Annotated in this window: 3 protein-coding genes and 1 pseudogene; all 4 read right to left on the bottom strand. The window is 50.1% G+C overall.

Annotated features, from left to right (window positions below; all coding sequences use genetic code 11):
* Nucleotides 1-117: 117 nt before the first annotated feature.
* The 4 genes and pseudogenes from GOL65_RS14550 to GOL65_RS14530 all read right to left on the bottom strand — a co-directional run bounded on the left by GOL65_RS14550 (nucleotide 118) and on the right by GOL65_RS14530 (nucleotide 20,321).
* Nucleotides 118-4,098, bottom strand: a pseudogene (locus GOL65_RS14550) (autotransporter outer membrane beta-barrel domain-containing protein).
* Nucleotides 4,098-12,887 (bottom strand): autotransporter-associated beta strand repeat-containing protein, encoded by an 8,790-nt coding sequence (locus GOL65_RS14540; RefSeq protein ID WP_228723186.1) that lies wholly within the window; start codon nucleotides 12,885-12,887, stop codon nucleotides 4,098-4,100. The pseudogene GOL65_RS14550 and the gene GOL65_RS14540 overlap by 1 nt, the downstream one beginning before the upstream one ends.
* Nucleotides 12,868-14,925 carry an autotransporter-associated beta strand repeat-containing protein gene (locus GOL65_RS14535; protein ID WP_179038429.1) on the bottom strand — a complete coding sequence of 686 codons (2,058 nt, stop codon included), beginning with the start codon at nucleotides 14,923-14,925 and terminating at the stop codon, nucleotides 12,868-12,870. Before GOL65_RS14535 ends, GOL65_RS14540 begins: the two co-directional genes overlap by 20 nt.
* Complete coding sequence (locus GOL65_RS14530; protein WP_179038428.1) at nucleotides 14,913-20,321, bottom strand: autotransporter-associated beta strand repeat-containing protein; 5,409 nt, start codon at nucleotides 20,319-20,321, stop codon at nucleotides 14,913-14,915. Before GOL65_RS14530 ends, GOL65_RS14535 begins: the two co-directional genes overlap by 13 nt.
* Nucleotides 20,322-20,764: the final 443 nt, after the last annotated feature.

The raw sequence follows: 20,764 nt of genomic DNA, 5'->3' as shown, positions 1-20,764 counted from the left end.
ATCAGAATATTGACGTCTTAATGCGAGAAGTCTGGCAGTTTTGGTTTAATTGTTATAAAAAAACGGCGTGTCACTACTGATACGCCGTTTTTGATTGCATTACTTCGTCAGTTTTAATTAGAACGCATAACGAACGTTAATGCTTCCCTGCATGCTGTGATAGCTCTGATCGCCTACCTGACCACCTACGCTGACTGTGGTACTCCAGTTGTTATCAAACTCACTCTGAAGACCCAGTTTCAACTCGGCACGATTATTCGGCATATCCTGATCGATGTGCATACCGTCGAAGGTGACAGAAGCATCCTGCTTGCTGTACCACCAGTTAACTTCCGCAAATGGATGATGGTTGTAGCCCTTGCCCTGTATATTACCGATCAGACGGGTACCTAAGCGGGTACTCCATATTTCATTATTCTGTCCGGCAATTTTGGTATTGCTGGAATCAACAAAACTATCGGCAGAATATTTGTTGTACACCACCTGAGCCTGAGGAATCAGACGCCATTGGTTCTTGCTATCATCATTAAGAATAAAGCTATATCCCGTCTCCAACGATGCAGCAAACGGACGGGAATCATAGCTATCCGTTGCCATACCTTCACCGCTGACGTGGTTGTCATACCAACCATACTGATACCAGTTATCAATATAGGCTCCGGTTTGCTGTTTGGCATCGGCAAACCAGGTGGCATACACCCCTAAGCTAAAGCCCTCAACGGTACCGGTGGCGCTGTGATGGGTTCCGTTCAAATCTGCATTGCCGGTTGAGTCAGAATCCACATCACCCCAACTTCCCATAACCCCGGCAACCAGACCAGAATCACCAAAGTTATAACTGAATAAATCGCTACCGACCTGAACCAACGTATAGTCACTGCTCATATCAATATCACCACCGGCAGCTTTACTGTCTACCCGACCACCGATGATGCGCCCCCAACTGCTGCTGTCGGCGCTTCTGAACTGACTGCCCTGACGGTCAAACAGGGTTTGTATTTGCAACTGGCTGACCATCGACTGGTTCCCCAGATAGATACCCGCTTCCGGACGCCATTGAGGCGCTTCCCCCGGTCCTTATGAACGCAGATACCAGTTTCCGTTCGCTACATCCGGTAATCCCTGATACAGGCTATAGTCGTAAGCACCGGCAACCACTCGATTAGCCAGCGTGAACTGACCGTTTGACTGACCGCCAACGCTGACCACCTCAATACCGTTAACCGTTTGTGCTCCGGCTCCGCCAGAATTGTTCACCACCAGACGCGTCGTTCCGGAGGTATCACCAGCCACTATCAGTCGGTCGGTTGTTGAGTTATCGCCTGCCAGAATAGTGCTTATGGTGAGTAACCCATTGTTACCAATATAGTTACCCTTAACAATTAACTGACTGCGGGGGTCCGGGCTGGCCATGCGCACTTCACCGGAGTTAGTCAGGCTACCGCCGATAGTGAAATTACCCGCCGGAGCATCAACAAATCCAATTGCCGCATCCGCTACGGCCAGCAGGCCATTATTGTTCACGCTGCCATTAACACCACCATAACCACCCAGCTCAGCACCTGAAGCAACCGTAACGGTATTAGTGCTTGTCAGCACTGAATCTTTAATCAGAACCAGCGCCCCCGCGTTAATATCCGTAGTTCCCTGATAAGTCTGGTTATTATCGATAAACAACGTGCCAGAACCTTGCTGAATCACATTACCACTGCCGCTAATCACGCCGTTATATAAGTGGTCATTACTGCGGTCGAAGACTAATGTGCCGTTATCAGTAATATTTCCTATAACACTACCGCTGGTGCCGCCATTACCCAGTTGTAAGGTTCCGCTGGAGATGGTAGTACCGCCTGCATAGATATTATCTCCGGTTAACAGCAAGGTGCCACTGCCGGTTTTATTCAGACTGCCCGCGCCGCTAATAACTCCGCTGAAGGTATTATCTACGCTGTGATTGGTGGTCAGAGCAGCCTCTCCCAATACCACGTTACCGCCACCGTTAAGGTTATTAACCTGTTGATTGAAGTTATTCAAATCAAAGGTCGCACCTTCAGCGATAGAGAGCTGTGAACTATTGGCAATAATGTTGGCTTTTCCGGCCAGTAACGTACCGCCATTAATCAAAGTAGCACCGGTATAACTATTCGCTTTAGAGAGTTGCAGCGTACCCTCACCCGCTTTAGTCAGAGTTTTACCATCCCAGCCGGTAATGGCATTTGCAGCTTGATCCGCTAACACCACATCCAGATCGAAATATTCACTGGCACCGCTTAAGGTAAAGGTACCGTGAGCACGTTCAGGTGTAGCGCTATATGAACTGTACCAGGACAGTGCCAGACCAATGCTGTAATTCTGGCTGTCATGAATTGCTGTCATCGACAGATAGTCGACTGGGCTGGAAGAACCACCTAAGTTAAATGAGGCAAAGTCACCAGTCAGATTGCCCGGTGCCGAGGTATTAATCACCATAAACTGGTTATTGGCTAACTGACTGGCGCTGGTGGTTTCTGGTGCAGAATAGCCTGACAGATTGAATACCGAGCTACTGCCAAGTTCTGCCGTATCTGCGGTCACAACCGGAGAGGTATTACCGGCAATCACATCCAGCGTTCCCTCTGATTTAAACTGATTGGCAACGACTAAAGATGAATCAGCAGCCATGGAGGTGGTAGCCCCAACAGCTGTCTGATAATCACCGGCATTAAATGCGCCATTTTGCGCCAGCTTAAGGGTTCCTTCATCCACTGAAACGCTTCCCTGAGAGGAACCCGCATGGGTTAAGGTCGCCATACCCGCACCGGTTTTAATCAGTTCACCGTTACCGCTTAACTGATTTATCAGTGCGCTATTCTGAGCAAATGCTAACTCCAGTTGCGCATTGTTAGTAATATCTGACAGACCAAGCGACACGCCTCTGGTACCCACCAGACGACCCTGATTAATGGTAGTAGAGCCGCTGTAGAAGTTAACTCCGTTCAGGGTGAAGGTCTCTGCACCTGATTTAATCAATCCGCCGTTACCGCTGATAGAACCGCTAAACGTAGTATCTGTCAGGCTGTTAACGGTCAAATCACTATTGCCCAGCAGAACGCCGCCACTACCACTCAGATTATTGGCTGACTGATCGAAACCATTCAGGCTCAGAATGCCGTCGTTAGCAATAACTACGTTCGCACTATCGGCAAATGCATTGGCAATACCAGTCTGTAAAGTACCGTGGTTAATCAGCGTATCACCGGTATAGGTGTTAACTGATGACAGAATCAGAGTTCCATCCCCTTCTTTCGTCAGGCTCTGACCATTCCATCCGGTACTCGATCCTGCCTGATTGGCCAGTATGATATCCACATTAAAGGTATCGTTGGTATTGGTTAAAGTGAAAGTACCATTACCTAAAGTAGCACCGGCTAACCAGGTCAGACCATAACCAACATTATAATCCTTATTGTCTATGCTCTTTCCGGCGCTCACCGTCAGATAATCTACCGCGCTGGAGACACCGTTCAGATCGACGGTGGTGAAATCACCAGTGATACCGTTAGCGGTATGAATGATAGTGAACTCGGTATTAGGCAGGTCGCTGGCCTTAGTTGGATCGGCATCAGCATCGATGCCAATGACTTTCAGCGTTCCACTCAGCGTGGAGGTATCCGCCTGAATTATCGGTTGAGTGGTACCTAACAGAACTGACAGCGTTGAACCGCTGTTCTGCACCAGCGCCCCACTAAGGTTTAGCGTACTGTCTTCAGCCAGTGAAGTAGTCGCACCATTACTGGTGGTTAAACTGGTACCATTGAAGTCACCACTTTGAGCAAAGTTCAGCGTGCCCTGATTGACGTTAATAGCTCCCTGAGTCGATCCTACGCCGTTCAGTGTTGCCACACCGCTACCGGTTTTATTCAGGCTACCGCTACTGCTTAGCACATTGCTTAATGTGCTATCGCTGGCAAAATTGAGCTCCAGTGTCGCATGGTTAGTCACTGTGCCACTGCCCAATGCCTGACCCTGCGTAATAATGGTGGTGCCGGAATTAAGACTGCTGCCGCCAGTATAAGTACTAACACCACTCAGAGTCAGGCTGCCGCTGCCATCTTTGATTACCCGTCCATCACCGGCTGAACGCTGCCCACCGCCACATTCAGGGTGGAAGTGGCGTTTTGCGTCAGCGCACCGCTCAGATTCAGTGAGGAATCTGCCACCACCGAGGTGCTGGCATCATTAGCAGTGGTCAGACTGCTACCGTTAAATACCCCGCTCTGGGCAAAGTTCAGCGTGCCCTGATTGACGTTGATGACGCCCTGAGCCGAGCCAGCACCACTCAGGGTGGCGATACCCGCGCCGGTTTTATTCAGGCTACCGCTGCCGCTTAATACATTGGCTAATGTGCTGTCGCTGGCAAAGTTCAGTTCCAGCGTAGCACCATTATCGACAGTGCCGGTTCCCAGCGCGCTACCCTGAGTTGCTACCAGCGTTCCGGCGCTGAGAGTGCTGCCACCCTGATAGGTATTGGCCCCGCTTAATGTCAGGGTGCCGGTACCGGTTTTTCTCAGGCTGCCTGCACCATCAATCACACCGCTAAAGGTAGTACTGGCGATATTGTTAGCGGTTAACGCCGCGTTACCTAATAAGATACTGCCCGCACCGCTCAGGTTATTGGCCTGTTGGGCGAAGTTATTCAGATCCAGCGTGGCTCCGCTGGCTACTGTTACATCACTGCTGGTGGCGAAGGCATTGACGGAAGACAGTTGTAATGTGCCCAATCCTGACTTGGTCAGGCTCTTGCCGTCCCAGGTGCTGGTAAACGGCCCGGTTTGATCCGCCAGAACCACGTCCACATTAAACAGGTCGTTGGCGTTAGTCAGCGTAAAGGTCCCGTTACCCAGCGAGCTTCCTGCCAGCCAGGTCAGGCCAAAGCCGACGTTATAGTCTGCGTTGTTCACTACCCGACCGGCTAAGGTCAGATAATCCACAGTGCTGGCAGCTCCACCCAGATTGACCGTGGTAAAGTCACCGCTGATACCACCGGCTCCGGTGGTATGAATCACGGTGAACTCGGTGTTGGTTAAAGCGCTGGCGCTGGTTGGTGCACCGGTGGTAAATCCGGTGATATTCAGCGTACCGCTTAACGCGGCACTATCGGCAGTGATCACCGGCTGGACGCTGCCCACCGCCACATTCAGGGTGGAAGTGGCATTTTGCGTCAGCGCGCCGCTCAGATTCAGTGAAGAGTCTGCCACTACTGAAGTGCTGGCACCGTTAGCGGTGGTCAGACTGCTACCGTTAAATACCCCGCTCTGGGCAAAGTTCAGCGTACCCTGATTGACGTTGATGGCGCCCTGCGTCGAACCTGTACCACTCAGGGTGGCAATACCCGCGCCGGTTTTATTCAGGCTACCGCTGCCGCTCAGGACATTGGCTAATGTACTGTTGCTGGCAAAGTTGAGCTCCAGCGTGGCACCATTATCGACAGTGCCGGTTCCCAGCGCGCTACCCTGAGTTGCTACCAGCGTTCCGGCGCTGAGAGTGCTGCCACCCTGATAGGTATTGGCCCCGCTTAATGTCAGGGTGCCGGTACCGGTTTTGCTCAGGCTGCCTGCACCATCAATCACACCGCTAAAGGTAGTACTGGCAATATTGTTAGCGGTTAACGCCGCGTTACCTAATAAGATACTGCCCGCGCCGCTCAGGTTATTGGCCTGTTGAGCGAAGCCATTCAGGTCCAGCGTGGCTCCGCTGGCCACCATTACATCACTGCTGGTGGCGAAGGCATTGGCGATACCGGTCTGTAAAGTGCCGCCATTCACTAATGTGCTGCCGGTGTAGGTATTCACGGAGGAGAGCTGTAATGTGCCCAGCCCCGCTTTGGTCAGGCTCTTGCCATCCCAGTTGCTGGTAAATGGTCCGGTTTGATCCGCCAGAACCACGTCCACATTAAACAGATCACCCGCGTTTGCCAGCGTAAAGGTCCCGTTGCCCAGTGAGCTTCCTGCCAGCCAGGTCAGGCCAAAGCCGACGTTGTAATCTGCATTGTTGACCACCCGACCGGCTAAGGTCAGGTAATCCACAGTGCTGGCAGCCCCGCCTAAATCAATTGTCGTGAAGTCGCCGCTGATACCACCGGCTCCGGTGGTATGAATCACGGTAAATTCAGTATTGGTTAAGGCGCTGGCGCTGGTTGGCGCACCGGTGGTAAATCCGGTGATATTCAGCGTACCCTGATTGACGTTGATGGCACCCTGCGTCGAACCTGCGCCACTCAGGGTGGCAATACCCGCGCCGGTTTTATTCAGGCTACCGCTGCCGCTCAGGACATTGGCTAATGTACTGTTGCTGGCAAAGTTGAGCTCCAGCGTAGCACCATTATCGATAGTACCGGTTCCCAGCACGCTACCCTGAGTTACTACCAGCGTTCCGGCGCTGAGAGTGCTGCCACCCTGATAGGTATTGGCCCCGCTTAATGTCAGGGTGCCGGCCCCGGTTTTGCTCAGGCTGCCTGCACCATCAATCACACCGCTAAAGGTAGTACTGGCAATATTGTTGGCGGTTAACGCCGCGCTGCCTAACAGAATGCTGCCCGCGCCGCTCAGGTTATTGGTCTGTTGAGCGAAACCATTCAGGTCCAGCGTCGCTCCGCTGGCCACCATTACATCACTGCTGGTGGCGAAGGCATTGGCGATACCGGTCTGTAAGGTGCCGCCATTAACCAGCGTGCTGCCGGTGTAGGTATTGACGGAGGAGAGTTGTAATGTGCCCAGCCCCGCTTTGGTCAGGCTCTTGCCGTCCCAGCTGCTGGTAAACGGTCCGGTTTGATCGGCTAACACCACATCCACATTAAACAGATCGCCCGCGTTCGTCAGCGTAAAGGTCCCGTTACCCAGCGAGCTTCCTGCCAGCCAGGTGAGGCCAAAGCCCACGTTATAATCTGCGTTGTTGACCACCCGACCGGCTAAGGTCAGGTAATCCACAGTACTGGCGGCCCCGCCTAAATCAATCGTCGTGAAGTCACCGCTGATACCACCGGCTCCGGTGGTATGAATCACGGTAAATTCAGTGTTGGTTAAGGCGCTGGCGCTGGTTGGGGCTCCGGTGGTAAATCCGGTGATATTCAGCGTGCCGCTTAATGCGGCACTATCGGCGGTGATCACCGGCTGGACGCTGCCCACCGCCACATTCAGGGTGGAAGTGGCATTTTGCGTCAGCGCCCCGCTCAGATTCAGTGAGGAATCTGCCACCACCGAGGTGCTGGCATCATTAGCAGTGGTCAGGCTGCTGCCGTTAAATACCCCGCTCTGGGCAAAGTTCAGCGTGCCCTGATTGACGTTGATGGCGCCCTGCGTCGAACCTGCGCCACTCAAAATGGCAATACCCGTGCCGGTTTTATTCAGGCTACCGCTGCCGCTTAATACATTGGCTAATGTGCTGTCGCTGGCAAAGTTCAGTTCCAGCGTGGCGCCATTATCGATAGCGCCGGTTCCCAGCGCGCTACCCTGTGTTGCCACCAGCGTTCCGGCGCTGAGGGTGCTGCCACCCTGATAGGTATTGGCCCCGCTTAATGTCAGCGTGCCGGTACCGGTTTTGCTCAGGCTGCCTGCACCATCAATCACACCGCTAAAGGTAGTACTGGCAATATTGTTAGCGGTTAACGCCGCGCTGCCTAATAAGATACTGCCCGCGCCGCTCAGGTTATTGGCCTGTTGTGCGAAATCATTCAGATCCAACGTGGCTCCACTGGCCACCGTTACATCACTGCTGGTGGCGAAGGCATTGGCGATACCGGTCTGTAAGGTGCCGCCATTCACTAACGTACTGCCGGTGTAAGTGTTGACGGAAGAGAGTTGTAACGTACCCAATCCTGCCTTGGTCAGGCTCTTGCCGTCCCAGGTGCTGGTAAATGGACCGGTCTGATCGGCTAACACCACGTCCACATTAAACAGGTCACCGGAATTGGCCAGGGTAAAGGTCCCGTTGCCCAGTGAACTTCCTGCCAGCCAGGTGAGGCCAAAGCCGACGTTATAATCAGCATTGTTCACCACCCGACCAGCTAAGGTCAGATAATCCACAGTACTGGCAGCTCCGCCTAAATCAATTGTCGTAAAGTCACCGGTGATACCGTTGAGGGTATGGATAATCGTAAAATCACTACTGGCTAATGCGCTGGCACTGGTTGGGGCTCCGCTGGTGAATCCGGTGATATTTAACGTACCATCCAGCGCTGCGGTATCGGCGGTAATCACCGGCTGAACGCTACCTACAGCGACATTTAATGTAGACGTTGCGTTCTGTGTGAATACACCACTCAGGTTCAGCAAAGCGTTAGCCTCAACCGAAGTGCTGGCACCATTAGCCGTTGTCATATTGAAACCGTTAAATGCACCAATCTGGGCAAAATTCAGCGTGCCCTGATTAACATCGATGTTACCTTGGGTCGAACCAATACCACTCAATGTAGCAACACCTGCACCAGATTTTATCAGGCTACCCCCACCATGTATCCTGTTGCTCAACGTGCTGTCAGTTGCGAAGTTCAGTTCCAGTGTTCCTGCACTACCAATATCACTGGTTCCCAACGCACTCCCCTGAGTAGCAATAACTTTACCATCAAGGAAATCACTGCCCCCCTGATAGCCATTCACACCACTTAAGGTCAGGGTACCGGACCCGGTTTTGCTCAGACTGCCGGTACCATCAATCACACCGCTAAAGGTGGTATCCGCACTGTTGTTGGCGGTTAACACTGCACTGCCTAACAGAATATTACCTGCGCCACTCAGGTTATTAGCCCGTTGGTCAAAGTTGTTCAGATCCAGCGTGGCACCACTGGCTACAGTGATATCGCGACTGATGGCAAAAGCATTGGCAATGCCCACCTGCAAGGTACCCTCATTAATCAGGGTACTTCCAAGATAAGTATTGACAGAAGAGAGTTGTAATGTGCCCAGCCCCATTTTGGTCAGGCTCTTGCCATCCCAGTTGCTGGTAAATGGCCCGGTTTGATCGGCTAACACCACATCCACATTAAACAGGTCACCGGCGTTAGTTAGCGTAAAGGTACCGTTGCCCAACGCGTTACCCGCCTGCCAGGTCAGACCAAGGCCCACATTATAATCCACACCATTAACTATCCGGCCAGCCAGAGTCAGATAGTCCACGCTGCTGCTGGCACCACCTAAATCCACAGAGCTGAAATCACCACTAATCCCTCCGGTGGTGTGGATAATAGTAAAATTGGTGCCATTCAGGTCGCTGGCATTGACTGGCATCGTGCTGGTATCAATACCTGATACTTTGAGTGAACCATCCAGAGCAGCAGTCGCTGCACTAATAATTGGGTAATCGATGCCCAGAGTAACGTCTAAAATTGAATCGGTATTTTGTGTTAACGCACCGCTGAGATTTAATGTGGCATTCGCTGCCAGCATAGTGGTGGCATTTGCCGCCGTAGTCAGGTTTGCCGCTGTGAACGCGCCGGTTTGAACAAAATTCAGCGTGCCATTGTTAACCTCAACATTGCCCTGTTCAGAACCAACGGCATTTAGCGTTGCTATACCTGCTCCACTTTTAATCAGTGTTCCACTGCCTGACAAAAGATTGCTCAGAGTGCTGTCCGTCAGGAAGTTAAGCTCCAGCGTAGCGCTGTTATTGATGTCTCCCGTCCCCAGTGCATTACCCTGGGTGGCGATCAGCGTACCTGCGCTAATGCTACTACCACCTTCATAAGTATTTTCACCACTCAGAATCAATGTACCAGTGCCAGTTTTGCTCAGACTGCCGGTACCCTCAATTACACCGCTAAAGGTAGTATCAGCACTGTTATTAGCCGTTAACTCTGCGCTGCCCAGCAGAATACTACCGCTACCGCTGAGATTATTAGCCTGTTGATTAAAGTTGTTCAGATCCAGCGTGGCGGTGCTACCTACGGCAACATCACTACTGGAGGCAAAGGCATTGGCAATGCCAGCTTGCAGAGTACCTGCATTAATCAGAGTACTACCTGTGTAGGTATTGACGGAGGAGAGTTGTAATGTACCCAAACCCGCTTTGGTCAGGCTCTTACCATCCCAGATGCTGGTAAACGGCTCGGTTTGATCGGCTAATACCACATCGACATTAAACAGGTCGCTGGTGTTAGTTAAGGTAAAGGTACCGTTGCCCAGTGACGTTCCCGCCAGCCAGGTCAGGCCAAAACCTACGTTGTAATCTACGCCGTTAACTACCCGGCCAGCTAACGTCAGGTAATCCACATCGCTTTCAGCACCACCTAAATCCACCTGCGCAAAGTCATTAGTGATGCCGTTAACGGTATGAATAACGGTAAATTCCGTGCTGGTTAAAGCACTGGCGCTGCCTGGCAACGTGGTATTAAAACCGGTGATATTAAGAGTGCCACCTAATGAGGCGGTATCTGCATTCACTGCGGTCACACCGTTACCCACGACAACGTTGAGTATTGCGCTGTTGTTTTGCGTTAGCGCACCGCTCAGGTTCAGAACTGCGTCACCTGCCAGTGAAGTGCTGGCACCATCGGCGGTGGTCAGGCTGGTTGCACCAAAACCGCCGTTTTGAGTGAAACTTAATGTGCCCTGATCGACACTCACCGCGCCCTGAGTTGAGCCAACCGCGCTTAAGGTGGCAATACCGCTGCCGGTTTTCACCAGACTACCGCTGCCACTCAGTAGATTATCCAGCGCACTATCGCTGGCAAAATTCAATTCCAGCGTCGCATTGTTTTCAATGTCGCCGAGCCCCAATGCCAAACCATTGGTCGCAACCAGTGTACCGCCACTGAGGGTACTACCACCCTGATAGCTGTTCACTCCACTTAAGGTCAGGGTACCGGTGCCAGTTTTAATCAGGCTGCCTGCGCCACCGATCTCGCCGTCAAAAGTGGTATCACTGCTGTTATTGGCTGTCAGTGCTGCATTACGCAGTGTAATGTTGCCTGCGCCACTCAGGTTATTCGCCTGCTGATTAAAATTATTCAGATCCAACGTAGCGCCGCTGGCAACTGTCACATTAGCGCTGGTAGCAAAGGCATTGGCGATACCCGTCTGCAAAGTGCCGCCATTTATCAGAGTGTCTCCAGTGTAGGTATTCACCGAGGAGAGTTGTAGCGTACCCAGTCCGGCTTTAGTCAGGGTTTTGCCATCCCAGTTACTGGTAAACGGCCCGGTTTGGTCTGCTAATACTACGTCTACATTAAACAGATCGCTGGCATCACTCAGGGTAAAGGTACCGTCGCCCAGCGCAGTACCTGCCAACCAGGTCAGGCCAAAGCCGACGTTGTAATCTACACCGTTAACCACCCGTCCCGCCAGCGTCAGGTAGTCCACATTGCTCTGCGCTCCACCCAAATCAACGCTGGTAAAGTCATTAGTGATACCGTTGGTAGTATGAATAACGGTAAACTCAGTACTGGTTAGGGCGCTGGCACTGTTCGGCACATTAGTATTGAAATCAGTAATATTGAGGGTACCGCCCAGCGAAGCAGTATCTGCATTAATTGCCGTCTGACCGGTACCCACCCCAACATTTAGCACCGCCGTGCTGTTTTGGGTTAATGCACCGCTCAGGTTCAAAATAGATTCCCCTGCCAGTGAGGTAGTAGCACCATTGGCAGTGGTCAGGCTGTCGGCAGTAAAGATGCCATCCTGAGTGAAACTTAATGTTCCCTGATTAACGCTCACCGCCCCCTGAGCTGAGCCAACCGCACTTAGCGAAGCAACACCGGCTCCAGTTTTCACCAGACTACCGCTCAGTACATTGCCCAGATCGCTGTCGCTGGCAAAATTTAACTCCAGCGTCGCGTTATTCTCAATGTCGCCGCTTCCCAACGCCAAACCATTGGTCGCAACCAGTGTACCGCCACTGAGGGTACTGCCACCCTGATAGATATTCATCCCGCTTAAGGTCAGGGTGCCGGTACCGGTTTTAATCAGACTGCCTGCACCACCGATCTCGCCGTCAAAGGCGGTATCAGCATTGTTGTTGGCGGTCAGTACCGCATTACGCAATGTAATGTTACCTGCGCCACTCAGGTTATTCGCCTGCTGATTAAAACCATTCAGATTCAGCGTACCACCGCTGGCAACCACCACATTACTACTGGTAGCAAACGCATTGGCGATACCGGTTTCCAGCGTTCCACCATTAATCAGGGTACTGCCGGTGTAGGTATTCACCGAAGAGAGTTGCAGGGTGCCCAGCCCTTCTTTGGTCAGGCTCTTGCCATCCCAATTGCTGGCAAAGGTGCCGGTTTGATCTGCCAGTACCACATCCACATTAAACAGGTCACCGGCATTGATCAGAGTGAAAGTACCGTTGCCCAGCGCATCACCAGCCAGCCAGGTCAGTCCAAAGCCGACGTTGTAATCCACACCGTTAACCACCCGACCAGCCAGCGTCAGGTAGTCTACATTGCTGGTCGCTCCGCCCAAATCGACAGCAGCAAAGTCACCAATAATGCCGTTAGTGGTATGGATAATAGTAAATTCTGTACCCGGTAATGCACTGGCGCTGGTTGGAGCACTGGTGGTAAAGCCAGTCACATTCAGAGCACCGTCCAGCGATGCTGAATCCGCAGTAATGGCCGGTTGCGCACCGCCGGTATTAATATTTAAGGTCGCTGTACTATTTTGAGTTAATGCACCACTGAGGTTAATCAGGGCATCCAGAGAAAGAGAAGTGGTCGCACCGTTAGCCGTGGTCAGACTGGTTCCGTTAAGCTCCATGTTTTGAGCCAGATTTAACGTACCCTGATTGACATTGATGGCTCCCTGCGTTGAACCCGTACCATTCAGCGTAGCAATACCGGTGCCGGTTTTGGTCAGACTACCACTACCGCTTAACAGGTTATTCAGCGTGCTGTCGTTAGCAAAGTTCAGTTCCATCACCAACAATATTGCCGCTAAAAGTGCTATTAATGTTGTTGCTCGCCGTCAGGGCTGCACTACCTAATTTGATACTACCAGCGCCGCTCAGGTTGTTGGCCTGTTGATCAAAGCTATTCAGATTCAACATAGCACCACTGCCCACTACCACATTACTGCTGCTGGCAAAGGCATTAGCGATTCCGGTTTCCAGCGTTCCCGCATTAATCAGAGTATCGCCAGTGTAAGTATTGGCCGATGAAAGTATCAGTGTACCTAACCCATCTTTGGTCAGGGTTTTACCATCCCAGGTACTGGTAAATGGCCCGGTTTGATCCGCCAGCACCACATCCACATTAAACATGTCGCTGGCATCAGTCAGAGTAAACAAACCATTGCCCGATGCAGGACCCGCCAACCAGGTGAGCCCCAGGCCAACGTGATAATCGATACCGTTAACTATCCGACCACCAAGAGTCAGGTAATCCACACTACTTGTTGCACCAAAATCAATACTGCTGAAATCACCACTGATTCCACCGGTAGTATGAATAAGGGTGTACATCTCATCGTCGAGCCCGCTGGCTGAACCAGCAGCAGTAAAAGTGTAACCATTAAGATTCAGGGCGCCATTCAGTACGGCCCCTCCAGACTGAATAACCGGAAGTGAGGAGCTACCTTTTGTTATCTTCAGCGTGGCACCACTATCCTGAGTCAATCCTGAAACAGTCAGATTTAATGAGCTATCACCCTCGACTGCCGTTGTGGCACCGGCAGCGGTCCTTAGCCCGGTCATGTTCATGGTATCGCCGGAAGCGAGCGTTAATGTTCCTTCGTTAACGTTTACTAAGCCTAAATCTGCACCAGCACCGGTTAATATCGCATTACCAGCACCATTTTTTGCTATACTGCCAGCCCCGGTTATAACGTTGGCTAATGTACTGTCTGTAACAAAATACAGGTTTAGCTCACCATGGTTAATTACCGTACCTGAACCTAACGCTCCTCCTTGAGTTATCCCCAGAACATTTTCTGCGATCGTGGTACCGCCGCTGTAACTATTCACCCCACTCAATATCAAAGTCCCGTTTCCTGATTTAACCAGGCTACCGGTACCACTAATATCACCATTAAAGGTACTGCTTGCTGTATTATTGGCTGTTAAGATTGCGCTGCCTAATGTGATATGCCCATCACCGCTCAGATTATTAGCCTGTTGAGCCAGGTTATTCAGATTTAATGTAGCGCCGTTGGCCACCACTACATTGCCGCTGGTGGCAAAAGCATTAGTAATGCCAGTTTCCAGCGTTCCTGCATTAATCAGAGTGTCACCTGTATAGGTATTAACCGAGGAGAGTTGCAGCGTGCCTGCGCCTTCTTTAGTCAGAGTTTTACCATCCCAATTGCTGGTAAAAGGCCCGGTTTGGTCCGCCAGTACGAGATCCACATTAAACAGGTCGCTGGCATTGCCTACCGTAAAGATACCGTTGCCTAGTAAAGCACCGGCCTGCCAGGTCAGGTGAAGGCCAACGTTATAATCCACGCCGTTAACTACCCGTCCCGCCAGCGTCAGGTAATCCAGATCGCTGTGCGCGCCACCCAAATCGACAGTAGAAAAGTCATTGGTGATGCCGTTGGTAGTATGAATAACAGTAAATTCAGTACTGACTAATGCACTGGCGTTATTTGGTACATTGACGCTGAAATCAGTAATATTAAGCGTGCCGCCCAGTGAGGCAGTATCTGCATTAATCGCGGTCTGACCGCTGCCTACACCAACATTCAATACTGAAGTACTGTTTTGGGTTAGCGATCCACTCAGGTTCAGAATGGATTCTCCCGCCAGAGAGGTGGTGGCTCCGTCAGCCGTTGTCAGATGGTCGGCATTAAATACCCCATCCTGAACAAAAGCCAAAGTCCCCTGATTAACGACAATATTGCCCTGGCTGGAACCAACACTGTCTAATATGGCGGTACCGGTACCGGTTTTCATCAGATAACCAGTACCGCTTAACACATTGCTTAATGTACTGATGCCGGAAAAATTCAGCTCCAACATATCGTTATTATTAACGGCTCCGGTTCCCAGAGCCCCCCCTGAGTCACCTTCAGGGTACCGGTGTTGATAGTGGTTCCCCCCTGATAGGTATTAATACCGCTCAGCGTCAGGGTTCCGGTACTGTCTTTAATCAGATTACCCGTTCCACTAATGACACCACCAAAAGCGGTATCTGTACTGTTATTAGCGGTTAATGCCGCGCTACCCAGCGTAATACTTCCCCCGCCGCTCAGATTATTGGCTTGCTGATTAAAGTTGTTCAAATCCAGCGTAGCGCCGCTATTCACTGTCACATTACTACTGGTAGCAAAGGCATTAGCAATGCCTGTCTGTAAGGTGCCACCATTAATCAGGGTGCTACCGGTGTAAGTATTCACCGAGGAGAGTTGCAGGGTACCAGCGCCCTCTTTGGTCAGCGTTTTACCATCCCAATTGCTGGTAAAAGGTCCGGTCTGGTCCGCCAGTACTACATCCACATTAAACAGGTCACTGGCATCACCCAGCGTAAATACCCCATTGCCTAATAAGGCACCGGCCTGCCAGGTCAAATGAAGACCTACATTGTAGTCCACGCCGTTAACTACCCGACCGGCCAGCGTCAGGTAATCCACATCACTTTGCACGCCATCCAGATCGACGGTAGTAAAATCATTAGTGATGCCATTGATGGTATGAATAACAGTAAATTCAGTACCAATTAATGCACTGGCGTTATTCGGTACATTAGCATTGAAATCGGTGATGTTGAGTGTACCGCCCAGTGAGGCGGTATCGGCGTTAATTGCGGTCTGGCCGCTGCCTACGCCGACATTTAATATGGAAGTGTTGTTTTGAGTTAATGCACCGCTCAGGTTTAGAATGGACTCTCCTGCCAGATCGGTTGTTGCTCCATCGGCGGTCGTCAAACTGGTGGCATTAAATATGCCGTCTTGGGTGAAGGCTAAAGTGCCCTGATTAACCGTAATATTGCCCTGGGTGGAGCCAAGGCTGTTCAGAGTGGCTATACCGGAACCGGTTTTTACCAGATAACCCGCCCCGGTTAAAACGTTACTGAGTGTACTGTCGCTGGCGAAATTCAACTCCAGCGTTGAATTATTGTTAACCGTGCCAGTTCCCAGTGCGTTACCCTGAGTAGCGACCACAGTACCGAAGCTGATTTGACTACCACCCTGATAAGTATTAACACCGCTCAGAGTCAGCGTACCTGTACCAAATTTTGACAGATAACCACTACCGCTAATGATTCCGGTATAGGATGAAGCATTGCTACGGTTAAAAACAACCTGACCGTTGTTGGCAATATTTCCGGCATAATCCCCAGTAGTATTACCGTTGCCAATTTGTAGCGTTGTGCCGCTATTAATATTGGTGGTACCGGTATAGCTGTTATTACCGGTTAATAATAAATCCCCCCCTTGCAGGGTAAGATTACCGGCACTACCGCTGATAACACCGCTAAGGAAGCCACCACCAGTAATAACCAAATCACCCGCATTAACATTCAAACTGCCTGCGCCGTTTAGCAAACCTATCGTTTGAGTTTTACCATTCAGATTAGCGGTAGCACCACTATTGATGGTCAGACCGCTGGTATTCCCCAATGCATTATTACTGCCAAGAATCAACGAGCCGGTACCTACCGTGGTGGCACCGCTATAATCATTCGCCAGATTATTCAGGGTAATACTGTTGGTTGCATTGATTAGCAGGCTGCCGCTGCCGGTGATTTTGGCATGTAATTCATCCATACCGGTTGGCGCTGTCGCATCGCCAGATAGCGTTAACGTCTGCCCATTCTGCAAATCCAACTGCGACAGAGAGTAGCGGGTATAAAGTCCGGTAGCATCATCACCCAGCGCGAAGTCGTAGGAGCCAATGGCAACCAGATTGCTATTCTGAATAACATCTGCGGTTTCAACCACCGGATTACCTGAAAGATCCGTCAGCGTCAGATTTGCAGCACTGCCAGCTACGCTGCTGGCGGTAATTAAACGAAAATCAACGCCGTCATCCTGACCCAGAATATTACCGCTAATATTAGTAATCGCGCTGGGATCAATGGCGACGCTTCCGGAAGTCAGCGTTAACGCGCCGGTGTTAATCACCCCAGTCGCCAGATTATTAAAAATCAGCGAGCCGCCATTTAGCGTCAATCCACCAATATTCTGAGTGCCAGCCCCTACCGAGGTGGTGCTGCCACTATCCAGCTGTAAGGTGGCATTGGTTAGTACCGAGGTATTAGTACCAGATAGTGCAAAACTGCTGTTACCCAGTTGCACCGTACCGGCAAACGCATTACCGGCTCCGCTACCAAACTGGAAAGTATTACTGGCGTTAAGTAACCCCACCTGAAGTAAACCGTTGCCGGTCAGGGCATTATTAAAGCTGTAATTTCCAGAGGAAGGTGTATCAACAAACATTGACGCACCGGAAGCGATATTCACACCGCCAGAACCAACGGCACCGACTCCGGTCAGACGTAGTGTTCCTCCTGATACGGAGGTGCCGCCAGTATAGGTGTTAACGCCGGTTAAGGTGAATGTGCCACTGCCGATCTTGGTTAATCTGCCGGTTCTGTTAAAGATATTATCGGTTGCGATATTAAAACCGTTTGAGTCAATGGTACCTCCTGACGCGCCTAACGTCAGTTCACCCTCAGAAAACCCGCTGATAAAATCAGTACTGTCACCTTTAGCCTGTAAAATTCCACCGTTAAAATCAACCGCACCGATGGTGCCAGTTCCTCGCTGGAGTTTGCTGGTTAACAACACCCCGGAGTTGTTCAAATTAAGGGTGCCACCTCCTGCCCCATTCCCTACCAACACGCTGTTGGCATCCAGCAATGTGCCGGCTCCGTTAACCAACACGCTACCCTGCGAATTGGCCAGTGAGCCTATATACAGAATATTGTTAATATGCGCCTGAGCGCCGCTGTTAATGAAGAAGGTGCTGCTACTGCTGGCTGAATTACCCACATACAAGTCATTGAACTGGACGTTGGTACCCGTGTCACTGAGGTTCAGTGCCGCGTTACTATCCACCGTTCCTTTGGTAATTTGAGTCTGGCTACCCCCGCTGATGTTTAGACTGCCGCCGGTTACCAGAAGCTCAGAGCCCGGTGCATTAAGCGTGACATTACCGGTTAAGGTTAAACCTCCGGTACCTTGCTTGAGCAGATTACCGTTACCGCTGATAGTACCGGCGTAACTTGTAGTATTAGTGCTGTTAACCGTTAATACTCCGGTACCGGTGGTAATTGCACCGCCGGTACCACTCAGGCTTTTTAGCGTTTGGTTGAAGTTGTTTAAATTAAATACACCTCCGGTTATATTTAGCCCGGAGCTGGCGGCAATAACATTGGTGTTATTGGCTTGTAATGTACCTTCACTGACGCTGGTAGCACCGGTGTAGGTGTTGGTTTTAGTGAGAACTAAAGTACCGGCACCCGCTTTACTGAATGACCCGGCATTGGTTAACAGGCTATCTAAAATTAAGGTGTTGCCCGCAGCAATATCTGCCGTGGAAACGTTAGCTGCACTGGTGCTTAACGAGATGCTTGGCGCAACGATAGTACCAAATCCACCAAATCGCCCGGCAGTTGATACCACGCCGCCAGTACCTGCATTCAGGTTAAAGATCCCACCGTTTGCGGCTACCGTACCACCAGAATTAATATTGATGTTTTTCGCCTGCAGGATACTGTTGTTACTTCCCTGAACCGTACCGCCATTATTGACCGCAAAAATACCAAAACCGGAATTACCATAGCTAACGCCATTCGTCAGTGAGAAGGCCCCGCCGTTAACGTTAGTGTTGGTCTGAATATCGGAGTTATACAGCGGATCGCCCGGATTGCTACTGTTGCCATGAAACAGAACTTCACCCGCTCCGGTTTTATTCACGGTGATGGTTGCGGTAGAAACCGAGGCAATAGGATCGTAAAACTGAATGAAATTACCAGCAGACGTATCCAGATTCAGGCTTCCGGTGCCGCCCAGATAGATAGCGTTGGGATTTCCTGAACCGACAACCGGCGCATAAAGCGGTCCGCTACCAATGAGAGCAAAACTTGCCCCCTGACGGTTACCCTGAAAGAGGATATCTCCTCCATTCGCTTTCAGGTTAATCGTCCCGGTTTTCAGATAAATACCGCCACCCTGGGTTTTGGCGTAGTTATTAATAACACTGGAACCCTGCCCTAAATTTAAGGTCGCCGCGGCACCCGCATCATAATAAATCGCTCCACCGTAACCGGAGCCGGTTAATGAATAAACGTAGTTACCATCAAACGTGGTGGCACCGTTAAAATTCATAAAATAGTTATAGTTACCACCATTACCATAGGCACTAACCGCACCACCCAGCGCGTTATAATTGGTTTTAGGATCAATAACAAAGTTACCTTTAAAGATAGTGTTGTTATTAAAGTTCAAATTAAGGCCAGTGGCTCCCGGGCTCAGATAGCCAATGTTGATTGCACCCCCACGGGTATGCTGGTCATCAACATGATCGGGATAGTCAAAAGAATTGGTGGTGGTACCGTAAACATAGTTGCCAGTAAAGGTAGCGGGGCCGTTGAAATCCATAACCGCTGAGGCACCCCAAAAATCGATAGCTCCGCCAAACACTGAGGAATGGTTATTGGTAAAGTTAGTCTCTCCGGCAAAACTCATCTTACTACCGGCAATATCAAAGACCGTTAACGCACCACCATAGTTAGCAGTCCAGTTATTATCAAAGGTCACTTTGCCGGTGAAATTCATGGTGTTATTTGAATAGAGTCCGACGACACCGGGCTGATCCGCCAGTCCATGGTTTCCTTTAAACAGTACCCCGGCCGTACCACCATCCACATTCATCACACCACCGGTACTGCCACGAATCGATAAGATTGGGCCATAATCGGCAGAGGCATAAGTGTTGTAATCCGTCGGCCCGATATCCAGAAACGTAGTGCCTTCAAGGTTGATATCAACTTTATCATTAAGCTGGTAGAGCCGAATTAATGAGTAACGTGGCCCGGTGAAAGGTTTAGAAGTAATGGTGGCATTGGTGATAGAGACAGTGTTGCTGACTTGAGTAATGTCCAGTAAGCGCTGAGTACTGCTGCCATTGGCGGTTATGGTGTAGTTATTGCCATCAATAGTAATCACCGTTTTGGCCGCATTATTCATGGCAAACATGGTGTTCCAGCTAACGTTGCCACCCAGGAATAAATCATACGCACCGGTATTCAGCCCATTAGTATAAATATCCTGCCCTTCCGTCAGCGTGGTTGCCGCCTGAATCGGCATGGATAGGCTTAAATAGAGTGCCGGAAATGCGAGAACTATCGCTTTATGTAAAGAGTTAAATCGGTGTTCGGAACTGTTTCTGATGTTATGTTTCTTGTTCATTTGATTTATCCTGGTAAGAACCTGCCCGATGGCGACATATTCCTGAAAACAGATAAAATCCCTATATCTCTATGTAAAGAAACAAAATTAACATCCATTCAATTTTGTTAGTGAATCCTAACGCCGCAGTAGCATTAAAATTTAAAATATTAATAATCAACATATTAACTATAAAGTTAATATGTTTTACCATATGAAACATATCTAATAATAAATATAGATTAGAAACAAAATAATAAAAGCCCACAGTTCAATGTATTGCGCATAGCTTTATAAGATATTAAATCCAATAAATATTTAAAGAAAAAATCACAACACCTTGAATTAAAATAATTTCATGTAAAAAATAAAAGCAATCCTTTTTAGCCTGATGAAGAAGATGAAATTAGTCACGATTTATATGGATTAATTAACTGCTAACATCACTTTTAGTGAAATTAAAT

The sequence above is a fragment of the Limnobaculum xujianqingii genome, assembly GCF_013394855.1.
GTDB classification, from domain to species: domain Bacteria; phylum Pseudomonadota; class Gammaproteobacteria; order Enterobacterales; family Enterobacteriaceae; genus Limnobaculum; species Limnobaculum xujianqingii.
Note: the sequence above shows the minus strand (reverse complement) of the source record. Positions and strands in the feature narration are given on the sequence as shown.

What these genes read in the sequence shown, in the direction of transcription:
- GOL65_RS14540 (WP_228723186.1), bottom strand. Translation starts at nt 12,887, where the DNA reads ATGGAACTGAACTTTGCTAACGACAGCACGCTGAATAACCTGTTAAGC.
- GOL65_RS14535 (WP_179038429.1), bottom strand. Translation starts at nt 14,925, where the DNA reads ATGTTGGAGCTGAATTTTTCCGGCATCAGTACATTAAGCAATGTGTTA.
- GOL65_RS14530 (WP_179038428.1), bottom strand. Translation starts at nt 20,321, where the DNA reads ATGAACAAGAAACATAACATCAGAAACAGTTCCGAACACCGATTTAAC.